This is a genomic window from Bacillus sp. AFS041924 (assembly GCF_002577195.1).
In the GTDB taxonomy this organism is placed as follows: domain Bacteria; phylum Bacillota; class Bacilli; order Bacillales; family Bacillaceae_G; genus Gottfriedia.
The window spans coordinates 20,743-41,561 of sequence record NZ_NULG01000100.1 but is presented as its reverse complement, the minus strand read 5'-3'; the positions used below and the strand labels follow the sequence as shown (position 1 = coordinate 41,561).

The 20,819-nt window shown below is 31.3% G+C and carries 26 protein-coding genes; 21 read left to right on the top strand and 5 right to left on the bottom strand.

Annotated features, from left to right (window positions below; all coding sequences use genetic code 11):
* Positions 1-177 precede the first annotated feature (177 nt).
* The 3 genes from COC46_RS17625 to COC46_RS17615 all read left to right on the top strand — a co-directional run bounded on the left by COC46_RS17625 (position 178) and on the right by COC46_RS17615 (position 2,969).
* Complete coding sequence (locus COC46_RS17625; protein WP_098811227.1) at positions 178-1,074, top strand: LysR family transcriptional regulator; 897 nt, start codon at positions 178-180, stop codon at positions 1,072-1,074.
* A 519-nt stretch (positions 1,075-1,593) separates the two neighbouring features.
* A complete protein-coding gene (gene ctaG / locus COC46_RS17620; protein ID WP_176545207.1) occupies positions 1,594-2,493 on the top strand; it encodes a cytochrome c oxidase assembly factor CtaG in 900 nt (299 codons plus the stop codon).
* Positions 2,494-2,504: 11 nt separating this feature from the next.
* Entirely contained in the window at positions 2,505-2,969 is a 465-nt protein-coding gene (locus tag COC46_RS17615; protein ID WP_098811226.1) for a DUF420 domain-containing protein, read from the top strand.
* 73 nt (positions 2,970-3,042) lie between these two features.
* Here COC46_RS17615 and COC46_RS17610 read toward each other — a convergent pair whose 3' ends face one another.
* Entirely contained in the window at positions 3,043-3,414 is a 372-nt protein-coding gene (locus tag COC46_RS17610) for a YugN family protein (RefSeq protein WP_098811225.1), read from the bottom strand.
* A 176-nt stretch (positions 3,415-3,590) separates the two neighbouring features.
* Between COC46_RS17610 and COC46_RS17605 the strand changes: the two genes are divergently transcribed.
* From COC46_RS17605 to COC46_RS17575, 6 genes are all read left to right on the top strand, one after another.
* On the top strand, positions 3,591-4,634 hold the full coding sequence (locus COC46_RS17605) for a CAP domain-containing protein (RefSeq protein ID WP_098811224.1): 1,044 nt from the start codon (positions 3,591-3,593) through the stop codon (positions 4,632-4,634).
* Positions 4,635-4,749: 115 nt separating this feature from the next.
* Complete coding sequence (gene ylbD / locus COC46_RS17600) at positions 4,750-5,166, top strand: YlbD family protein (protein WP_176545206.1); 417 nt, start codon at positions 4,750-4,752, stop codon at positions 5,164-5,166.
* Between the two features lie 10 nt (positions 5,167-5,176).
* Positions 5,177-5,455: a YlbE-like family protein gene (locus COC46_RS17595; RefSeq protein WP_098811222.1), complete on the top strand. Its 279-nt coding sequence runs from the start codon at positions 5,177-5,179 to the stop codon at positions 5,453-5,455.
* Between the two features lie 74 nt (positions 5,456-5,529).
* Positions 5,530-6,102 carry a histidine phosphatase family protein gene (locus COC46_RS17590; protein ID WP_098811221.1) on the top strand — a complete coding sequence of 191 codons (573 nt, stop codon included), beginning with the start codon at positions 5,530-5,532 and terminating at the stop codon, positions 6,100-6,102.
* 61 nt (positions 6,103-6,163) lie between these two features.
* Entirely contained in the window at positions 6,164-6,619 is a 456-nt protein-coding gene (locus COC46_RS17585; RefSeq protein ID WP_098811220.1) for a YlbF/YmcA family competence regulator, read from the top strand.
* Between the two features lie 471 nt (positions 6,620-7,090).
* Positions 7,091-7,363: a YlbG family protein gene (locus tag COC46_RS17575; RefSeq protein WP_098811218.1), complete on the top strand. Its 273-nt coding sequence runs from the start codon at positions 7,091-7,093 to the stop codon at positions 7,361-7,363.
* 158 nt (positions 7,364-7,521) lie between these two features.
* On the opposite strand, the gene COC46_RS17570 is transcribed toward COC46_RS17575, so the two are convergent.
* Positions 7,522-7,911 carry a DUF7147 family protein gene (locus COC46_RS17570; protein WP_098811217.1) on the bottom strand — a complete coding sequence of 130 codons (390 nt, stop codon included), beginning with the start codon at positions 7,909-7,911 and terminating at the stop codon, positions 7,522-7,524.
* Positions 7,912-8,279: 368 nt separating this feature from the next.
* Between COC46_RS17570 and rsmD the strand changes: the two genes are divergently transcribed.
* A complete protein-coding gene (gene rsmD / locus COC46_RS17565; protein ID WP_098811216.1) occupies positions 8,280-8,837 on the top strand; it encodes a 16S rRNA (guanine(966)-N(2))-methyltransferase RsmD in 558 nt (185 codons plus the stop codon).
* Between the two features lie 17 nt (positions 8,838-8,854).
* Entirely contained in the window at positions 8,855-9,346 is a 492-nt protein-coding gene (coaD, locus tag COC46_RS17560; protein ID WP_098811215.1) for a pantetheine-phosphate adenylyltransferase, read from the top strand.
* 51 nt (positions 9,347-9,397) lie between these two features.
* On the opposite strand, the gene ylbJ is transcribed toward coaD, so the two are convergent.
* The gene (gene ylbJ, locus COC46_RS17555) at positions 9,398-10,639 is read right to left on the bottom strand and encodes a sporulation integral membrane protein YlbJ (protein WP_255294955.1); all 1,242 of its coding nucleotides are present in this window, start codon (positions 10,637-10,639) and stop codon (positions 9,398-9,400) included.
* 153 nt (positions 10,640-10,792) lie between these two features.
* On the opposite strand from ylbJ, the gene COC46_RS17550 reads away from it, so the two are divergent.
* Both COC46_RS17550 and COC46_RS17545 read left to right on the top strand, forming a co-directional pair.
* Complete coding sequence (locus COC46_RS17550; RefSeq protein WP_255294953.1) at positions 10,793-11,599, top strand: patatin-like phospholipase family protein; 807 nt, start codon at positions 10,793-10,795, stop codon at positions 11,597-11,599.
* Positions 11,574-12,599, top strand: coding sequence for a SepM family pheromone-processing serine protease (locus tag COC46_RS17545; RefSeq protein WP_098811212.1), 1,026 nt, complete (start codon positions 11,574-11,576; stop codon positions 12,597-12,599). Before COC46_RS17550 ends, COC46_RS17545 begins: the two co-directional genes overlap by 26 nt.
* Before the next feature lie 81 nt (positions 12,600-12,680).
* Here COC46_RS17545 and COC46_RS17540 read toward each other — a convergent pair whose 3' ends face one another.
* Positions 12,681-13,916 carry a nucleotidyltransferase gene (locus COC46_RS17540; RefSeq protein WP_098811211.1) on the bottom strand — a complete coding sequence of 412 codons (1,236 nt, stop codon included), beginning with the start codon at positions 13,914-13,916 and terminating at the stop codon, positions 12,681-12,683.
* Between the two features lie 368 nt (positions 13,917-14,284).
* Here COC46_RS17540 and COC46_RS17535 point away from each other — a divergent pair, with 368 nt between their 5' ends.
* From COC46_RS17535 to COC46_RS17520, 4 genes are all read left to right on the top strand, one after another.
* A complete protein-coding gene (locus COC46_RS17535) occupies positions 14,285-14,800 on the top strand; it encodes a YceD family protein (RefSeq protein ID WP_098811210.1) in 516 nt (171 codons plus the stop codon).
* A 55-nt stretch (positions 14,801-14,855) separates the two neighbouring features.
* Positions 14,856-15,029: a 50S ribosomal protein L32 gene (rpmF, locus tag COC46_RS17530; RefSeq protein WP_025672195.1), complete on the top strand. Its 174-nt coding sequence runs from the start codon at positions 14,856-14,858 to the stop codon at positions 15,027-15,029.
* A gap of 175 nt (positions 15,030-15,204) precedes the next feature.
* The gene (locus tag COC46_RS17525) at positions 15,205-15,963 is read left to right on the top strand and encodes an enoyl-CoA hydratase/isomerase family protein (RefSeq protein WP_098811209.1); all 759 of its coding nucleotides are present in this window, start codon (positions 15,205-15,207) and stop codon (positions 15,961-15,963) included.
* Positions 15,964-16,048: 85 nt separating this feature from the next.
* A complete protein-coding gene (locus tag COC46_RS17520) occupies positions 16,049-16,630 on the top strand; it encodes an RsfA family transcriptional regulator (RefSeq protein ID WP_098811208.1) in 582 nt (193 codons plus the stop codon).
* 103 nt (positions 16,631-16,733) lie between these two features.
* Here the strand turns inward: COC46_RS17520 and COC46_RS17515 are convergent, their stop codons facing one another.
* Positions 16,734-17,147, bottom strand: a complete 414-nt coding sequence (locus COC46_RS17515) for a GNAT family N-acetyltransferase (RefSeq protein ID WP_255294952.1) — start codon at positions 17,145-17,147, stop codon at positions 16,734-16,736.
* A gap of 147 nt (positions 17,148-17,294) precedes the next feature.
* On the opposite strand from COC46_RS17515, the gene COC46_RS17510 reads away from it, so the two are divergent.
* The 4 genes from COC46_RS17510 (at position 17,295) to mraZ (ending at position 20,795) form a co-directional block, all read left to right on the top strand.
* Positions 17,295-18,182, top strand: a complete 888-nt coding sequence (locus COC46_RS17510) for a 2-dehydropantoate 2-reductase (protein ID WP_176545205.1) — start codon at positions 17,295-17,297, stop codon at positions 18,180-18,182.
* Positions 18,183-18,188: 6 nt separating this feature from the next.
* Positions 18,189-18,581 (top strand): DUF3397 family protein, encoded by a 393-nt coding sequence (locus tag COC46_RS17505; protein WP_098811206.1) that lies wholly within the window; start codon positions 18,189-18,191, stop codon positions 18,579-18,581.
* 29 nt (positions 18,582-18,610) lie between these two features.
* Complete coding sequence (bshC, locus tag COC46_RS17500) at positions 18,611-20,239, top strand: bacillithiol biosynthesis cysteine-adding enzyme BshC (RefSeq protein WP_098811205.1); 1,629 nt, start codon at positions 18,611-18,613, stop codon at positions 20,237-20,239.
* A 124-nt stretch (positions 20,240-20,363) separates the two neighbouring features.
* A complete protein-coding gene (mraZ, locus tag COC46_RS17495) occupies positions 20,364-20,795 on the top strand; it encodes a division/cell wall cluster transcriptional repressor MraZ (protein ID WP_098811204.1) in 432 nt (143 codons plus the stop codon).
* The last annotated feature ends 24 nt before the right edge of the window (positions 20,796-20,819 follow it).

Below are 20,819 nucleotides of genomic sequence, written 5' to 3'. Positions count from 1 at the left end.
ACTCCCTCCTACTCGATTTAGGTTTAATCGTTTTTCTTAGTTGATTAACCTACTACAACTTTAGCTGCATAATGGATGAGTCCATTTAATATACACCACTTTTCCTATTAGGAATGTATACAGTTTCAATTGGGAGAAAAAATAAGTATGTAAACTAGTAGTATTCGAGGAGAATTTATGAATTTTGAGCAAATGGAATATATAGTGAAAGTTGCAAGCGAGAAATCTATACTTAAAGCTGCAAAAAGATTACATATTACAAGTTCAGGACTTAGTCAATCGATCTCTCAATTAGAGACTGAATTGGGAATAACGATATTTAACCGATCAAGAAAAGGAACATTTCCAACAGAAGAAGGCAAGATTTTAATTAAAAGAGCCAGTGAAGTTTTACAAATCATTAGTAAGTTAAATGAAGAGTTATTTGATTATAAAAACAACAAAAAGATTCATTTGAAAATAATCGCTACCCCTACTTTTTCAACTGTGCTTCAACTAGCATTGAACAGAATTCATGTTGAGCACCCGAATGTAACAATTGATATTGAGGAAAAAGAACCGACGCTCATAATGGAAACGATTAAACATACTGAATATGACTTTTGCTTTTTCCCACAAGATTTAGAGATACTTGAGAGTGAAAAAAATATTAATTATGATTTAATTCGGACCGATCGAGTACATGTTATTGTCGGTAAAAACTCCCTTTTATATCATTATGAGTTCGTAACAGAAGCTGATGTATTAAACATGGAAACAGCATGTTATACAAACTATTCTGATTATTACTATTCAAAGTTAATTAAAAAGAATAAAAATAAAATCAAGTTTACTACAAACAGCATGAGTATTCTTACAGAGGCTGTTAAAGAACATAATGTATTTGTGTATTCAAATGAATCAGGAGCTAAATTTCATCCGGACATTAAAAGTGGTGTTATAAAATCTATACCTTACAAAGAAAATAATGAATTCGTTTATAAAGATTTGTGGGTGATCTATCCTAAATATAAAAAACTTAGTGACATAAGCAAAATATTTATCGAAATCGTTAAAGAAATAGCCACGTCATGATACGTGGCTTAAAGCTGTTGAATAAAGATTTTTTCAATTAAACAACAATATTTTTCAATTTAAAGGAAGCTGTATGATGTTGATTTCCACTACAGGATTCTCGCTTTCCATGGAGCGTGATTCTTTAGCTTCCTCGACTAGCCTGGGGGGTATCTAGGCTTCCTGTATTTCCGATAGGAGTCGAGCATCATTTCGTTCCAATCAACGTCTTCTAGAAAAAAGCATACGCGAAAGAACTTTATTAATACCCGTTACCTAGAGAAAATATCATTTAATAACAATTTCACATTGTATTTTAATTTGAATAAATCATTATTACTGTTATATAATTTAGTAGTATAATAGTTTGGATAATTTCATTAAATATTATATGATAGAAGTAATGCATAAATTTTTTTTGCCTTGCAAACGTATTTGTTTAAAGTTATAAAATCAACATTAAGTTAAATAGCTCAATATAATTTTAGGCATTAGGTAAAAATAATAAGTGTGAATAGAATAAATAAAGGGTGTGCATTCATGATTAGCTTAGGGATGTTCGGGTTTAAAGCACTTTGGAGTCCATATTTATTTGTGTTTTTAGTTTTAGTCGTTTTAGGTTATTTTTACATAATTAATAAATTTAAAGATAAAAACCATGTTACTGAGACTAAACAAAAAGTGTATTTTGTTCTTGGGATTTTGTTAGTTTATATCGCTCAAGGTAGTCCAATTGATTTAATAGGACATATTATTTTTAGTGCACATATGACTGAAATGGCAGTTTTATACTTAGTTGCACCGATCTTTCTTATTAATGGAATTCCAAATTGGTTATGGAGAAACACACTTAAACCAAAATTAATTAATTCGTTCTTTTCATTTGCTACAAAACCATTGATTGCTTTAATTATTTTTAATGTAGTATTTTCTATTTATCATTATCCACTAGTGTTTGATTCTGTCAAAACGAATAATGTTTATCACTTTTTATTTACAAATATATTATTTTTAATGGCTGTATTTATGTGGTTTCCTGTTATTAATAACTTACCTGAAAGACAAACTTTATCGGATATCCAAAAAATCGGTTATATGTTTGGTAATGGTATTTTATTAACACCAGCATGTGCGCTTATTATTTTTGCAGGTCATCCATTTTACGCAACATATAATGATCCAGCAGTATGGAGTAAAGCAATGGAGCTGTGCGTATCACCGGACTTATTAAAGTCGCTAAACATTTCAGGTCCAGAAGTATTAAACTTTATGTCAGCTAGAGAAGATCAGCAAGTTGGCGGAGTGATCATGAAAATTATCCAGGAAATAGTTTATGGGTTTGTTATTGGTTTTAATTTTTTTAAATGGGTTAAAAGAGAACAAAATGGAAATAAAATTGATCCAATCAGTAGTAATCCATTATTGCTTAAAAAATCGTAGGGGTGGAAGTATTGAATTCGTTACCAATTTTACCAACAATAAGTACAAGCTTTATTGTAATTAGTGCAATATTTGTTGCAATTGGCTGGGCACTTATTGCAAAAAGAAATGTAGAAGGACATAAGAAGGTTATGTTCTTTGCTGGAGTATTTGCGCTCGCATTCTTCATTGTTTATGCATCTAGAACAATTTTTATTGGAAATACATCATTTGGAGGACCAAAAAGTTTAAAGTTGTATTACCATCTATTTTTGTTTTTCCATATATTCCTAGCAACAACTGGAGGAGTGTTTGGACTAGTATCAATCATTTCAGGATTTAAAAATAAATTAAAGCTACACAAAAAAATAGGGCCTATAACAAGTATTATTTGGTTTTTTACAGCAATAACAGGTGTAGCAGTTTATAGTCTACTATACGTGTTCTACAAGGGCGGAGAAACTACTTCAGTTATTAAAGCTGTTTTAGGGTTTTAAGTAAAAAATAAAATGAAAAATAAAAGAGTGAGTAATAGAAGTTGTACTTCTTTTTACTCACTCTTTTTAATAATTATAGAATAATGAACTTGCTTACAAGAGAAATTTGCTCTTCAGCTTTTTTAAGTAAGTCTTTACTTTTCGCAACAATACTTTCTGGGAAGCTTTCACCTTCACCATATTCAACACCGTGAGGATAATAGTATTTACCTAAAAGTGGAGTAAGTAATTGGATTTTACCTTTACTTGACTCTACATGTCCTTCTACTGCGAAACCTTGAACACGTAAGTAGTAGATTTCATTACGTTGTTCAAATTTATAATCGTAAGTTACTCTTTGGTAATCCCATTGACCTGCAAGGACAAAGCCTAATTCTTCCATGATTTCAGTTAATAAATTTACATTTACTACATGATTTTCTAAATTTGTATTCTCAAATTTCATGTTATTACCCCCTAAATTACTTAGAAAAAATCCCTACTAATATAATATTATCTATGACAATAATTAGCAATGAAAAGCTGATAAATGTATTTTAACTAATTTATATATTTTTTTGAATAATTTGGCTACAATGGATATATAGAGATAGAGTTAACAATTGGGAAGGGAAGATATAAATGGAAAAGCTTATAAAACTTTTCTTTTTTACAATAAGTTTTATAACAGTTTTTATGTTCAGTCCACTTATTAAAGATTGGGTCACCAATATTAAATCGTTTAAACAATATCAGAGAGTAGAAGAAGTGAATATGCCGATGATTGAAAATGCAAGTACTAAAAATATTACATACTCCGTTTCTCAGTATATTGGTCAAAGTGAACAAGAAATTTTAAAAACCTTTGGTAAGCCGTCAAGAAAAGTTCCCTCTCAATATGATTACAGTTGGCTAATTTATGATTCTGATACCACTAAATATGCTCAATTCGGTATATTAAATGACAAAGTTGTAACCATTTTTGTTGCAGGTAATAAAGTGGATATATCTCCTTTTGTAATGGGTAGCCACTACGAAGAAACAATGGATAATGTGACTTTACATGATAAAGTTTCCTTTTCGATCTTAAGTAATGAGTATACTTTTAAATTATCGACTACGGATTTACACGAACGCCCACTTGTTTCACTAAATAATTGTTTTGCTCAACTTTATTTTGACCGTTTTACGGGAAGTTTATTAGGAGTTCGATATTTATCCCCAGAAACTTTAGTTAAGCATAAACCGTATGAGCTTATTTATAGTGGTAATTTAATAAACGCTAAAAAATTAAATGCATTTCAAGAAGCAATTGTTGACCGTGAAGAAGAAAGACAAATATTTAGTTTAACGAATGTATATCGAAAAAGAATGAACTTGAGTACTTTAAAATGGAATAAAGAAGCTGCTAAAGTAGCTTTAGGTCATAGTAAAGATATGGTTCAAAATAAATATTTTGATCACTATTCTAATTTGTATGGCAGTTTAGCTGATCGTTTAAATGATGCGAATGTTCCTTATCGATTAGCTGGTGAAAATATTGCAGCTAATTATGTTGACGGTATTGCTTCAGTATATGGATGGATTAATAGTAAAGGTCATCGGGTAAATATGTATAAAAAGGAATACACTACACTTGGTGTCGGCGCATTTAATAAATATTACACTCAAAATTTTATAAAATAATAACTAAATCAAGCAAAAGCGAAAGTTTGTGCTTGATTTTTTTATTTCCATACAAGCACAAAATTATTCCGTAGACATAATTTTGTAGTAAATGCTTTTAATTGGAGTGATATGTATGGGAACTGAAAATAATCGTCCATCTATCGAACAATTTAGGCAATTCGTAATGGAACATCCAAAACTTCGTGAGGCTGTAAAAGCAGGAAAAAAAACATGGCAACAGTATTTTGAAGATTGGTACTATAAAGGCGAAGAGCATGAAATGTGGGATGAATATAGGAATGGAAATTCTTCAAAGTCTCAAAAGAAAACTGCCAAAAAGGAACAACCCTCAGAAGAAGGGTATGTTGGAAAAGTAATATCATTTGTAAAAAATTTGGATCCAGATCAGATACAAGACCATTTAACAAATGTAAACTCTACTTTAACGAACATCCAGCAACTTATATCTCAATTTAAATCTCCTGCTGCTACAACTATTCAAAGAGAAGAAAAGTCAGCTTCACAACAGTTTAATTTTAGACAGGATTGAGGAGATCTAAATGAGAAAAGATGTTTTAGAGTTTCTTCAAAGTGATGAAGATTATATAAAGTTTATAAGACAACAACCAAAATGGTATCGTAAACTTTCTAGAAATCCTGGGCTAACAGACGAGTTTAGGCTGGCCTCTCTTCAGTTCTTTGGTAAAACTATTCCACAACGAGTTGATAAATTGTCAAATCAAGTTCAAATGGCATCATTTATGATTGACATGTTTCAAGTTTTGAAGGAGCAAAATACAAGTAGTGACACTTCGGATAATGAATCGAAGGAAGATTAAAAAGAATATTAGTTCATTCTGTCATAGCTTTTTGCTACAATGGAGAAAGCAAGTTTTTAAAAGGAGTAGCAGTTATGACAGAAATTTGTTTAGTAAGACATGGACAAACTGATTGGAATTTTAACAATATTATTCAAGGAAGAGAAGATGTTCCTTTAAATACAATAGGTAAACAACAGGCAAATGATAGTGCATTATTTTTAAGTGATCAAAAGTGGGATTCAATCATTTCAAGCCCTTTAGTTAGAGCGAAACAAACTGCCAAAGCAATTGCAGAGTTTGCTAAAGTTGATGAAATTATTGAGGATGAGCGATTTTTAGAAAGAGAATTTGGTGAGGCTAGCGGAAAACCTATTTCAGATTACCATGAAAACATTTATAATAATAATGTAAAAGGTATGGAAACAAATGAAGAATTAATTGATCGAGCTTTTAATGCTTTAAAAGATATTGCTCAAAGTAATGAAGGAAAGCGAATTGTCATTGTTGCTCATTCTCATACGATTAAAGCAATATTGCATGCAATTGATCCCGTGAAAGTTAATTTTAGGACAACTTTAAAAAATGCATGTGCGAATTTTATTGAATTCAAAGATGGTAAATGGAAGATAAATGAATTTAATATATCTGATCATATAAAGGCTTAAGACAAGTTCTTTTATTTAAGGAATTAAATATGTTATAGTTTATTCTTGGAGGTGTAAGGAAATGTACGCAACAATGGAAACCTTGCAACTTATAACAGTTTCAGAAGAACTTGCTTCAATGATCGTAGACTCAGATGTTGCAGATCAGTATCGAACTTCATATATTGCATTACACAACGATAAAACTGCTCAAGATATTATTAGCCGTTTTATGAAAACGAAGGATTTATATGAGGATGTGCAGCGTTTTGGAAAATATCATCCGGATTATAAAGAAATTCGAAAAAAAATGAGTGAAGTTAAAAGAGAACTTCAATTAAACGATACAATCGCTGCTTTTAAGCAAGCAGAAGATGCAATTCAGTTGCTTTTAGATGAGACTAGCTACTTAATTGCTCAGGCAGTTTCGCCATCTGTAAAAGTTCCAGCAGGAAATCCATTCTTCGTAAACACAGGTGGAGGATGTAGCACTGGTGGATGCGGTACAGGTGGAAAGTGTGGATGTAAAACGAGGTAAAAAATATTGAATGGCTCATTATTTCTTAAATAGTGAGTCTTTTTTTAGTTAGTTTATTTTCGGAACCTAGTACAGTTCGCACAATTGTTTCCACAACAAAACATTTTTTTATTTGGAACGTAAAATCGATGGTTATATACGTATTGATTATTTTCTTTACGGGTAAATTCAACTCGATAGATTAGTTTAAACTGTTCAGTAATTGTTTTTGAGCAAGAAAGCAGTAGTTTCCTAATAGACTCCTCTGACTGAAAGCTATCTGTTTGTAAATATAGAAAATTCGCACCACAAATTTGTTTGTTTGAATAATGAACAATTTGTTTATAATTTGAAAGACAGTTAAAAAATTGCTCCCAAACATCATCTAACATAATTTTCAATCCTTTCTAAAAACTATTTATGAAAGTTTCATTGCAAAAGAAATTTGGGATATGATATTCTATTTTTAACGGATTTTTAAAGGAGAAAGCTATGTTCGTGCAAAGACAAGGTATTATTATTTATTTACAATCATTAAAACAAGCAAAAATGTTACGTAAATTTGGAAATATTCACTTTGTCTCTAAACGTTTGAAATACGTTGTCCTATATTGCAATATGGATGATATAGATCGAACAATAGAGAGATTGAAAAAATTTCATTTTGTAAAACGAATTGAATTATCATATAAGCCTTTTATTAAGACTGAATACGAAAATGCAAAACCAGATCAGGCTAAGGAATATGATTATCAAGTAGATTAAAAACGATTGAATGGTAATTATTAATTTTGGAAGGGTAACCCCAACCGAATTAAAAAACCGTTCAATCGTTTTTATTGTGACAGGGTAAAAGAAAGTGAAAGGGTAAAGATTGATTCCCTCGCCCCACACAGATCTTGCTTTAAAGTAATCCTGTTTAACTATTTCATTGGTGGTATTAAGTGGTTTAAACGTAAGATACCAATAATGTATTGGTGGAATAAATCGTTTTCATGGAATGAGCTAGAGTGTCGAATTTGTAATGTAACGATTTCTTTGTTTAAAGTTGTTGCTAATTCTTCAAATAGCTCTACTCGTTTTGAAACTGTATTTTCCTTTAATGTAATACCTTCTCTACAATAATATATTGGTTGGAATTCTCCAATAGAAGTAGGGTTTAATATTACAGCAAAAGAGCAGCAATTTGTGCCTTTATTTTCAGAAGTTAATTTAAGTAAAAATTTAACTCTATCTTTTTGCGATTTTGCAATTTCAAATAGTTCATATAGATCTGAATAACCTTCTCCAATTTCAATCATGCGTTGAATCATGAGTGTGCCCCCTATAACATAAATACTTTATGTATTATTTAAAATAAGTGTGGTAATAAATGCAACATTTATTCTACAGGATAAAAGCATAAAAAAAAACCCCGCATTTGCAGGGCCCCTCTTATTAAAGTGTAATCACTTAAAAGAAGGCAAAGGGAGAGGAGAAACCGGAGGAAGAACTTATGGGGAAACGTAAGTCTTCTCCGCGGTTGGCAACAACATCAACTGAGATGTTGTTAAAATTAGTTATTACCAAAGTGAATGATTTTATACATTAGTAGGAGAATATGGAAAGAAATGTTTTTTGTTTTAGTAAAATTATGATAGGATATTTTCGTAAATTGAAATAAATAGTAGGTGTAAATTGAATGAGAGTAGTGTCAGGAAAAAATAAAGGATTAAGTTTAAAAGCAGTACCTGGTATGAGTACAAGACCGACTACTGATAAAGTGAAAGAAGCGATGTTTAATATTATTGGACCTTACTTTGATGGGGGGATTGTATTAGATTTATTCGGTGGTAGTGGTGGACTATCTATTGAGGCATTAAGCAGAGGGATGGAAAAGGCGATAATTGTAGATCGTGAAATGAAGGCGATTAAAACAATAAAAGAAAACTTAGCAACCTGTAATCTTTCTGATCGAGCAGAAGTATATCGTAATGATGCTGAGAGAGCTGTTAAAGCCATTATTAAAAGAGAGATAGAATTTGATTTAATTATTTTAGATCCACCTTATAAAAAACAACAAATTGTCTCGCTGATTGAAACTTTTGATGATAAAAACTTACTTGCATCAGATGGTACAATTTTAGTAGAACATGCCACTGATGTCGAATTACCAGAAAAAATAGGGAAATTCGAACGAACAAAAGCAGAAAAATATGGAATTTGTGGCGTATCAGTGTATCATATTTGTATGGAGTAATTTTTAGGGGGTACAACATGAAGCGAGTTGCTGTTTGTCCAGGAAGTTTTGATCCAATTACTTTAGGACATTTAGATATTATTAAACGTGGAGCAAGAGTGTTTGATGAGGTAATCGTTGTCGTATTAAATAACTCGGCCAAGAATTCATTATTTACTTTAGAAGAAAGAACAACATTAATTACAGAAGCTACTAAAACGATTCCAAATGTACGGGTTGATTCATTTAGTGGACTATTAATGGATTATGCGAAAAAAATTAACGCATCTGCGATTTTAAGAGGTCTAAGAGCTGTATCAGACTTCGAATATGAAATGCAAATTACAGCAATGAACAAAAAATTAGTTGATGAAATTGATACGTTTTTTGTTATGACAAATAATCAATATTCTTTCTTAAGTTCTTCAATTGTAAAAGAAGTCGCGAAATATGGTGGCAATGTAAAAGATTTAGTTCCAGATTGTGTAAATACTGCATTAACTGAAAAATTTTTGAAACCTCAAGTTTAATTTAAACTGAGGTTTCTTTTTTTAGATGTTTATTTGACAACATATCATACTTTAAGAGGATAATTTTTTTGAATACATTTTATAAATTAAGATAATGACATAAATGTAGAGAGAAATTAATGTTATTAATGAACCGTTTGAAATCATTGATTCGATGTTTACCTGTTTCTCTGTAAAAATCTTTATTACAGGTAAAGTAGTATTCGTAGCATAAGCGGATAACTGATTAAGATATAGTGGCTTCCAAAAAATAATGGCCAAAATAGGTGCGATGCCAGACTGTAATAATCGACCAATTAAATATGGCTTAATACTCATTTTCACTTCAGAAATAATACTTGCTACTTGGGCTTGTATTGAAAATCCTCCAAAGCCTAAAATGAAGCTTGTAAGAGCTACTTGTTGTAATAATGTACTATTTTTTAGTTCACTTACTAATTTAGATCCTAAAGTAATTTCAAATAAACCCGATAAAAAAGGTATAGATAAATTGTGATTTACGCTCAAATTTGAGAAGACATATGCGATTAATTTTCCGACGTTGGATATAAATCCGATTTCGATTAAAAGCATATTTAAGACGGAAAAAACGATAATAAATCCACCTATCATTAACAATGTCTGTACAGAAGAACCGATTGCATCACCAAGTATTTTTCCAATCGGTCTTTTTTCACTTAATCGTTTTTCATGCATAACCTTAAATGCGTATTTAAAGCGGTTAGAATGCATTCTTTCTTTGCGAGAATAGTTAGGTTGATTTCTGCCATAAAACCTCATAATGAGGCCTACAATCGCATTAGATAAATAATGACTAACAGCAAGAACGATTCCAATCTTTGCGTTATGAAAAAAACCAACAGATATTGCAACAAAAATAAATAAGGGATTGGACGAATTTGTAAAAGAATTAAGTCGCTCAGCCTCTAATTTTGTTAACTCTCCATCTTTATATAGTTTGGCAGAAAGCTTTGCACCTGAAGGGAAACCAGAAGCCATCCCCATTGCCCAAACAAATGCCCCAACCCCTGGCACTCTAAATAGAGGTCTCATTATTGGTTCTAAAAACACACCTATAAATTGAACAATTCCAAAGCAAATTAGAAGTTCACTTAAAATGAAAAATGGAAGCAAGGATGGAAATACGATTCCCCACCACATATTTAATCCTCTAATCGACCCCTTAAACGCTACCTCTGGATGTAAAATAATCGTCGATGTCAGAAAGATAAGTATTAAGAAAATTAGTAAGGTAATGAAATAACTCTTTTTCACATATAAACCTCCAAAGATAGACTGAAAAACATTTAGATTTTTGTCTAATTGTAGTAAGACCAATAAATAGTAAATAAGATAGTAATATATGTATAAAAAAAACTTGTACATTTAAATATACGTTGATGGAATTCAATTTTAGACCAAAGAGTTTAATTGGGGGGAAACAACTTGGAACCGAAAATTGGTTTAGCATTAGGTTCAGGTGGTGCAAGGGGATTTGCACATGTTGGTGTAATTTCCGTTTTAAAAAAGCATAATATTCCTATAGATCTGATTGCTGGAAGTAGTATAGGGGCATTAGTTGCTGTTTTATACGGTGCCGGAACAGATGTAGACAGACTATATAAAATTGCGAAAGTATTTCAATCAAAATACTATATTGACTATGTTGTACCAAAAATGGGTTTGATTTCTGGGAATAGAGTAAAAGAGTTGATAAAAGTACTTTCATTTGGAAGAAAGCTTGAAGACTTAGACTTACCTGTATCTGTAATTGCTACTGACTTATTAACAGGTGAAAAAATTGTATTTCAAAAAGGAGATATCGCTACTGCGGTTCGGGGGAGTATATCAATTCCCGGAATTTTTGTACCAGAAACTTGGAATGGAAGACTTTTAGTTGATGGTGGGGTCATCGATCGAATTCCAGTATCAGTTGTAAAAGAGATGGGAGCGGACTTTATTATTGGAGTAGATGCTTCACCAATACAAGTAAGTGGTGAAGTTTCAACAATTTATGATGTCATTATGCAAAGTATTGAGATTATGCAGCACGAACTCGTTAGAAATAGAGAGTTCGCGTCTAATATCATGATAAGACCTAAATTAGATCATGTTAACTCTAGAAATTTTACAGATCTTGAAAATATAATCAAAATAGGTGAAGAGGCAGCAGAAAGATTAATACCAGAGATTCTTGAAAAGATCGAGCAATGGAAGGAGAACAATAGTGAAAAAAAGGATAAGAATTCTTAATGTAATATTAGTACTTGGTATTACACTAATTCTTTTATATTTCATTCCATTCCCGTATTATGTCACCAAACCTGGATTAGCCGAGCCCCTTAGACCATATGTAAAGGTTAAAGGTGCAAAAAAAGATAAAGGTGAATTTATGCTAACGACTATATCAATGGGTAAGGCAAATATCTACTCATATATTGTTTCAAAGTTTAATGACAATTACCACTTATACAAAATAAATGAAATTAAAGTAAAAGGTGAGAGTGATGAAGATTATCAGTTTCGACAATTAAGATATATGGAAGAGTCAAAGCAAGCTGCAATCTTAAACGCATATAAGCAGGCAAAAAAATCATATCAAGTTACAGAAAACGGGATAATAGTCGTTTCAGTGCTTGAGGATATGCCTGCTTATCATGTATTAATGCTTGGAGACATCATAACTAAAATAGATGGGAATGAGATTCGTTCGTTAAATGATTTTACATCGAGAGTGAAAAGTAACAAGCCTGGTACTAAATTTAAGCTTGAAGTAAGTCGAAAAGGAAAAATCAAAAACTTTACAATCCAGTCAAAAGCTTTTAAAGATGAACCAAATCATGCTGGAATTGGTGTTTCGATTGCAGAAAACTTAAATCTAACAACAAATCCAAAAGTTAAAATCAATTCTGAAAAAATTGGCGGACCTTCAGCAGGGCTTATGTTTGCGCTAGAAATTTATGATCAATTAAAAGTCGAAAACCTAGCAAGAGGACATGAAATAGCGGGAACCGGTACGATTGATAAAAATGGTGTCGTTGGTCCAATTGGTGGAATCTCTCAAAAGATAATTGCAGCTTCTAATGCTGGAGCAGAAATCTTCTTTGCACCAAATGAGAATGGTAAAAAGAATTCTAATTATAATGAAGCCGTTAAAGGTGCAAAAAAAAATCACTTGAAAATGAAAATAGTTCCAGTTGATACATATGATCAAGCAATCGCTTATCTAGAAAAATTAAAGACTAAAAAATAATCCTTTTATGACGTTTTATATACAATAAATCGAAAAAGGCAGGTTATAGGTGGACCTATTCCTGCCAAATTTTTATCAGTACTATGATCTACTAAAATAGTTTGTATTTTCATCGAAAATGATTGGATATAGAGAATACTCTGTTTTTATTAATTTTTGCTGATTGTTTAATGAAAGCATAGAGGCATAAGTATGAGTTGCTTTTAAATCAGTAATTAGTTCTTTTTGATTTTGCTGATTAATAGTTGTATAAATTGGTATATCAATCACCTTTTTTTTGCTATTTAAGTAAGTTTTTCCCTTTGAACTCATACCAAGTAAACGGATATATGGAACTCGATCTTGATCTAAAATTGTAGACATTTCTTTTTTTGATGTATTCGTTAATATATGGGTTAATAATCTTTGAATTCGAGTCCATGTATATCTTTTAGTTTTAATCAATGTCATTAACTCTTGAAAATCAAGACAGCTTAGCACAGAATTTAAAACTCTTCTTTCTAAACCTTCGACAGCCTCGTAAATTTCTTCAAGTTCTTCTTTTCTTGAAGTTGTAAGCTTGTATTTCAAAAATGGTAAATATTCATTCCATGAATGTAGAGTACCATACTCATTTATGTATTCTTCAATTGAATCTTTCGTAAAGTTAGGTACAAAGTTAGCAATTGATTGGTCCTCACCTTTAAGAATTTTTCTAATGGCAGTAGCGCTTGCAATACTATGATGATTCGTATTTTCATCATGGTAATTTGCTGCAATTCGCTTAATCGTTCTACCTTCCATCTTACTATTGAAATGTTCAATTGCCTCCAAATAATGTATACCTAATATATTATTCGGCAATGAAACATCTAAATTGGATGTTTCGAGATTAGTTTGTAAAGCAGTGCTATATGCAGCAGGATAACTTAATCCTTCATCAAGAAAAGTACGAATACTTGAATTGATTGAAGAAGTAAGCTGTTTCTTTTGAGTAATTAAATCGTAAAATGTCTCGATTCTACCTTCTTCACTTCCAAAACATACGTAGTCACATTTTAAGGAATCTAGAATTGAAATAGCACCTTTGGCAAAAATGCTAGCGTGCTGTGTTGAATAGCTATAAGGTAATTCAATAACAAGATCTGCACCTGCCTGTAAAGCTAACTTTGTTCGAACATGCTTTGGAACAACCGCTGGCTCGCCTCTTTGTAAAAATTGACCACTCATTACAGCAATAACAACATCAGCATTAGTTGTTTCTTTAGAACTAGTTAAGTGAAAAACATGACCATTATGCAAAGGGTTATATTCAACTACTACACCAACCGAATTCAGGAAAATACACCTCCAATATTTACTAAATTCACGAATTTATACACTAAGAATACCAGTTTTAAGAAATAATTCGCAACATAGGGTGAATTATATTGAATTTTGTTGTGGAAAATAATATATTAGATGGGTTACATAATTGGAGAAGGATCAAAGATTTAAGGGAATAGAAAGAGATAAGAAATAGCCAAAAGATTAAGGGGAAATGATAAGATTTCGGTAAATGAATTACTGCAAATCTTAGTCGAAAATCGTCTTATGCTTGTCGGGGCTGAACAGTCGCCTCCGCTTTTCAAGTGTGTAAAGAAAAAATATTGACAAATGATTATAAGGAATATATAATTTTTATTGTTGCCTTGAGGTGGTTATTTATGAAATGGTCAGTGCACCAGTTGCAGAAATTAAGACATAAAGGTTTAAATTTAGATGAGACAATTGATGTAAGTCAAATAAAGGAACGTAATCCTGAGATTCGAGAGGTTTCTCCAATTCGAGTTACTGGACGAGTTGATTTTGGAACGAACAGATATACGTTTCATTTAACAATAACTGGATATTTAATTTTACCTTGTGTAAGAACGTTAGTTGATGTAAAATATCCTTTGTCGATTACCACAACAGAAACATTTTTTACAACATCAGAATGGAAAAGTGAAGATGAGAATTTTCACATCCTAGAGGGTGATGTGTTAGACTTAACCCCAGTGATCGAGGAATGTATTTTAGCTGAAATACCAATGCAAGTTTTTGCAGAGGATATTGAGGGTAAAGAAACAGCTCCAACGTCAGGAACAGATTGGGAAGTTAGGGAACATGTCGAAGTAGAGCAAAAAATTGACCCTCGACTTGCTGGATTAGCAAAATTTTTTGACAAACAAGATAATTGAGAAGTACCGGATAACCGGCTTCATAACAAACACTCACTTTAAGGAGGTGGGATCAATGGCAGTACCTGCAAGAAGAACGTCCAAAACTGTAAAAAGAAAGCGTCGTACGCATTTTAAATTAGCGGTACCTGGGATGGTTGAATGCCCAAACTGTAGCGAATTAACATTAGCACACCGTGTATGTAAATCATGCGGACACTACAAAGGAAAACAAGTACTAAGCAAATAAGCTAGTCTTTAAAGCACATAGGAAACTATGTGCTTTTCCTTTTGTTTTAAAACATGATAGAAAATAAATCAGTAACATATCTCTTCACGCATACTACCTATAACTATGCCCTTTTCATTTCCCCTATAGTATAATAAAAACTAATAGGAAACTTGGTAAAGAGAGAGGGATTGCAATGTCTGAAGTAATTACATATAAAAGAGATGAAATAGATTATATATTTTTAAATAGGCCAAATTACGGGAATTGCATAAATGAAAACACGGTAGAAAAACTTTCTGAAACTATACAAGAAATCCGAATGAAATCTCAAAGCAAACTAGTTATTTTAACTGGTGAAGGTATGAAGTTTTTTTGTACGGGTGGAGATTTAAACACGATCTTAAAGTTTAAAAATAATTTATCAGGTTTGGAATCTTTTAACTTAAAAATGTGTGATGTTATTTATCAAATTGCGACATTACCTCAAATTACAATCAGTTTTATTAACGGGTATGCTTTAGGTGGTGGATGTGAACTCGCGAGTGCATTCGACTTTAGATACGCAAGCCACAATGCAAAAATAGGATTTATTCAAGGAAGAATGGGCATCCCGACTTCATGGGGTGGAGGTACTGTTCTTCAAGAAAAAATGAACCATCAAGATTGGCTCACTTTATTATCATCCTCAAATATTTATACCGCATTTCAAGCTAAAAAAATTGGTTTTATTCACGAACTCTCGAAAGATTTAACAAGTTTACATAATGAAAGCTTCATTAATTTATCTAGAAGTATACCTGCTCAAATCCATCATCAAAATAAAAAAATACTGATCCGTAAATGGACAGAACAAAACCTTAAAAAACGTATGGAGGAAGAAGTTCTTTCTGCTATGCCACTTTGGTTTTCTGATGAACATATAAAAAATATCGAACAATTTACAAAAAAATAGGAAAAGTAATCTTCTACCTTCATTTTTTTGTGCATATGAATTAGTAAAATCTGCTTATTGCATAAGAAATTGGAGGGGATTGCAAATGGTTGCAAATCGCCAGGATGCATGGACAAAAGATGAAGATAACTACTTAGCTGAAGTAGTTTTAAAAATGATAAATGAGGGGTCAACTCAATTAATGGCATTTAAAGTTGTCGCAAAGAACTTGTCAAGAACAGCTGCTGCTTGTGGTTATCGATGGAATTCTTTCGTCCGAAAATTTTATAAAGAAGAGATTGAACAAGCAAAAGCAAGTAGTAAGAAACAAGCTGTTCCATCAAATGAAGTAGAACTAAAACACGAGCCAGATCCAGTTACTGAAGACACCCATGAAGAACCTGCAGCAGAAAAAAACCATTCTGAAATAACCTTTGAATCCGTCTATAAATTCCTAGAATATTTAAGATTAAAAGTAGATGCTGGTGGACGAATGAAAGATATACAATCTTTAGAAAAAAAGCTATTAAGGTATAAACAAGAAAACGAACAGTTGAAAGTAGAGAAACAACAATTAGTTGAAAAACTAAATGAGCTCCAAAATGAATATGAAAATTTATTTGATTTCCTAGATCAAAGACGAAAAATAGTAAGTATTAGTTCTAAAAATGACACAAAAGTAAAATAAAAATAGATAAAGAAACTCAACATCTCCAAAAGGGAAGTTGAGTTTTTTCATTAACAAGCGATGAATCTTACTTGACGTAGCTGCCAAAGAGATTTAAGATCTTTTACTTATTTTCTGGTTTCCAAATGACAAATTCAGAATCTGATTCGATGAATCCTTGTTTTTTCCAGAATTCATTTGAATTTGCTCTTGGTATTGTTTTTATTGTCTTATTAAATGATTTAGCGAATTTAACTAGTTCTTTTCCGTAACCATTCTTTTGATAATAAGGAAGAACTTCCATTTTATTAATTTCAATAATTTCTTCATTATGGTCACTATGTGTATATAAACTCATACGAGCAATAAGAGCCTTGCCTAAATAGATACCATAAAAAGGAGATTGGAACTCGTTATCAATTAAATTTGATTCAAGATCTTCAAGCATTGATAATTCTTGTAAGCCGTACCCGGAAAATTGCTGAAATTGTTCAAGTGTTTTAAAATTTATTTGTAAACGTTCTATCTTGATGTTCAAAAAAGCTCCCCCTTAAAAAGAATGTAAATTTGTAATATTTTAAATATAATTATATCGTACAATTAAATTTAAAAAAAGATGGATTCAGTGTAAATTTATTATCAGTAAAGTAATAATGTAAAAAAATTTTTTCGAATGGAGAAATCAATGAAAATTGGAATAATAGGTGGCGGTGCCGTAGGACTTCTTACTGCATCGTATTTATATCAAAATAAACATGATGTTACATTATTTACAAGAACAGAAGACCAGGCTAATCAAATAAATAGTTTAGGTGTTATACTATTAGTAGATGATAAAAAGAAACAAATGTGTATAACAGCAAATAAATTATTGCCTAAAATCAGCACGTTCGACCTATTAGTCGTTTGCGTAAAGCAATATCACTTGAATCAAATTGTAAACACTTTAGATCAATATGAGGGCGAAAATATATTATTTCTTCAGAATGGCATGTCTCACATTGAAATAGTTAAAAATCTATCCATACCAAACTGTCTTATAGGTATAGTTGAACACGGTGCATTAAAAACTTCGCTAAATGAAGTCACACATACTGGTAAAGGCATGATTCGTTTTGGGCAATTAAAGGGTAATATCGATGCTTTAAAGCGATTATCAAGTCTACACACCGCTGAGTTTCCATTTAAATGCCAAGATGATTGGGAGTACATCCTTAAACAAAAATGCCTTATTAACTGTGTTATTAATCCATTAACCTCGATATTTAATGTTAGAAATGGCGAAATAATCACTAATGAGTATTTTAAACCAATTTGTAAATTATTATTTAATGAGGTTGCAACTGTGCTAGAGTTAAATCGCCAAAATGAGTGGGATAAATTAGTTGAAATATGCGAAAAAACTTCTGAGAACTATTCATCAATGAATCGGGATTTATTTCACGGTAGACAAACTGAAATTGAAAGTATGCTAGGATTTGTTAAAAAATTGGCAATTGATAAAAAAATAAATGTACCAACAATTGAACTTGTGTACAATAGTATAAAAGGACTTGAGAAGAAAAAGGGGTAATTCTTTTTGGAAAAATTTTTCATTTTCTTTATTTCATTATTAATTGAATTTCCAATTTTTTCTACCATATTTATTTATATGTTTTTAAAGTTATTTTTTAAAAATAACAAGCGTAAACTTTTGCTTTTTACGCTAGATTTATCTACAATTCTATATATTAGTTCATTTTACTTTGTATTAAATATGTTTTTTCCGACTGCAACAGGTTGGATATTAATTAATTTATTATTGGTTATCTTATTTATTAGTATTATTCTTCAATGGAAAGCAAAAAGAGATATACGGTTTAATAAGCTAATAAAAGGGTTTTGGAGAATGTCTTGTATTTTATTTATTATTCTTCACTTTATTACCATGTTGGCTGGTTTAGTATTAAAAATAACCGAGTATAATGCTTAATTGAAGAACGAGAGAGGAAGAAGTTCGTAATGCAAATTAGTAAAGTCCATTTAGTCGGGCAAAATAAATTGCTGAATGATTTTGTAAATGGAAAAGAGGTAATTTCTTCTTTCTTTGGCGAAAACCCATTAGTAAAGGAAGAAATGGAATATAGAATTAAAAATGTAATGGAACGTTCTTATAATCGCACAGGATTAGTTAATGCACTTGAGAAGTTTCATCAAAAACATAAAGCAAGTAATGCATCATTTGAAAATGTGAAAAAATTACTTAATGAAGATTCATTTGTAGTAATTGGCGGTCAGCAAGCAGGCTTATTAACTGGTCCATTGTATTCAATACATAAAATTATTTCTATTATTCAATTGGCTAAGAAATATGAAAAAGAACATAGTTTAACAGTTGTCCCAGTGTTTTGGATTGCGGGTGAAGACCACGATATAGATGAAATCAATCATATTCATACAATTGAGAACAAAGCAATAAAAAAACAAACATATTATCAAAAATCTACTTATTCAAACGCTGCTTCAAGAACTGAAATAGATAAAATGGAAATGAGAAAATGGATTGATAAAATAGTTACAACTTTTGATGAAACGAATTATTCAAGGGAACTACTTGGAGAACTATATTCAATCATTGAGCAATCTACAACTTATGTAGATTTTTTTGCGAAAATTATTTTCAAGTTGTTCAAAAATGAAGGGCTTGTCTTAATTGATGCTGATGATCCGAATGTAAGAGAGCTAGAGTCATCATTATTTAATGAAATGATACAAAAGCAGCAAATCGTAAGAAGCGTTTTAAAGGATACTAAAAGCAGATTAACTAAAGCGGGTTACCATGAAACGTTACAAATAGCTGAGCAGAGCATTCATCTTTTTTACCATAGTAATGAAGGTAGACAGCTACTTGAAGTTGCTGAAAATGAGGAAGTTTTTCAAACGAAAAATAAAAATTATCAATTTTCCAAAACAGAATTGATTGAAATAGCAAATGATCAGCCAGCGTTATTAAGTAATAATGTTGTTACTCGTCCAATCATGCAGGAATACCTATTCCCAACATTAGCATTTGTAGGGGGACCTGGTGAAGTTGCTTACTGGGCTGAACTAAAAGACATTTTTACGGTTTTTAACTTACAAATGCCACCAGTATTTTTAAGACATATGTTTACTATTTTCGAAAGAAATATTGTCTCGGCTTTAGAAGATTTTTCGTTAGATATAAACGATGCACTGAATTCTTCAATCGAGGAGAAGAAAGTAGAATGGATTAAAGATCAAGTACAACTAGATTATAAAGAAGTGTTTGGTCATGCGAAAAAATCTTTAGAAGAATTGCACAAACCTCTTCAAGATGTAACGAATAAAGTAACACCGAACTTAAAGGACTTTTCTAAAAAGAACTATATAAAAATAGAAGAACAAATTCTTCTTTTAGAACGAAAAATAGAAGAATCAATCTTAAAACAGCATGAAGAGCAGATTGAGAAATGGGATCGAATCATTTGTTCGATATCTCCAAATGGAAAACCGCAGGAGCGAGTTCTAAATATTTTCTACTATATAAATAAGTACGGCTTTGATTTTGTTCATGAACTTTGTAGTTTAGAGGTATCATGGGATCACGCTCATCAAATCGTGAAAATTTAATAAGAAATATTGAAATCCTGCTGCATAGATAGCAGGATTTTTTGTTATTTTAAAGAATTTTATAGAAAAGGTGGTAAGAAGTGGGGGAATGTGGTAAGTTTGTGTTAGAAAGTGGGGGAATAGGATGTTTATCGGTGAATATCAACATAATATCGATGTAAAAGGACGTCTTATTATACCTTCAAAATTTCGAGACAAGCTTGGTGAAAACTTCATTGTTACAAGAGGTTTGGATCAATGCTTATTTGGCTATTCATTGGCCGAATGGAGTTTAATTGAAGATAAACTGCGTACACTACCACTAACGAAAAAAGATGCAAGAGCATTTACCCGTTTTTTCTTCTCTGGGGCAATGGAATGTGAGATGGATAAGATGGGGAGAATTAATATAACACCTAATTTACGTAATTACGCAAAATTAGAAAAAGAGTGTGTTGTAGTTGGTGTTACAAATCGTATTGAGATTTGGGATTTATCAACTTGGAATACATATATGAATGAATCAGAAGAGTCATTTGGTGAGTTAGCAGAAAACTTAATCGGATTTGACTTATAAAATTAACAAATTGAAAGTAGTGAA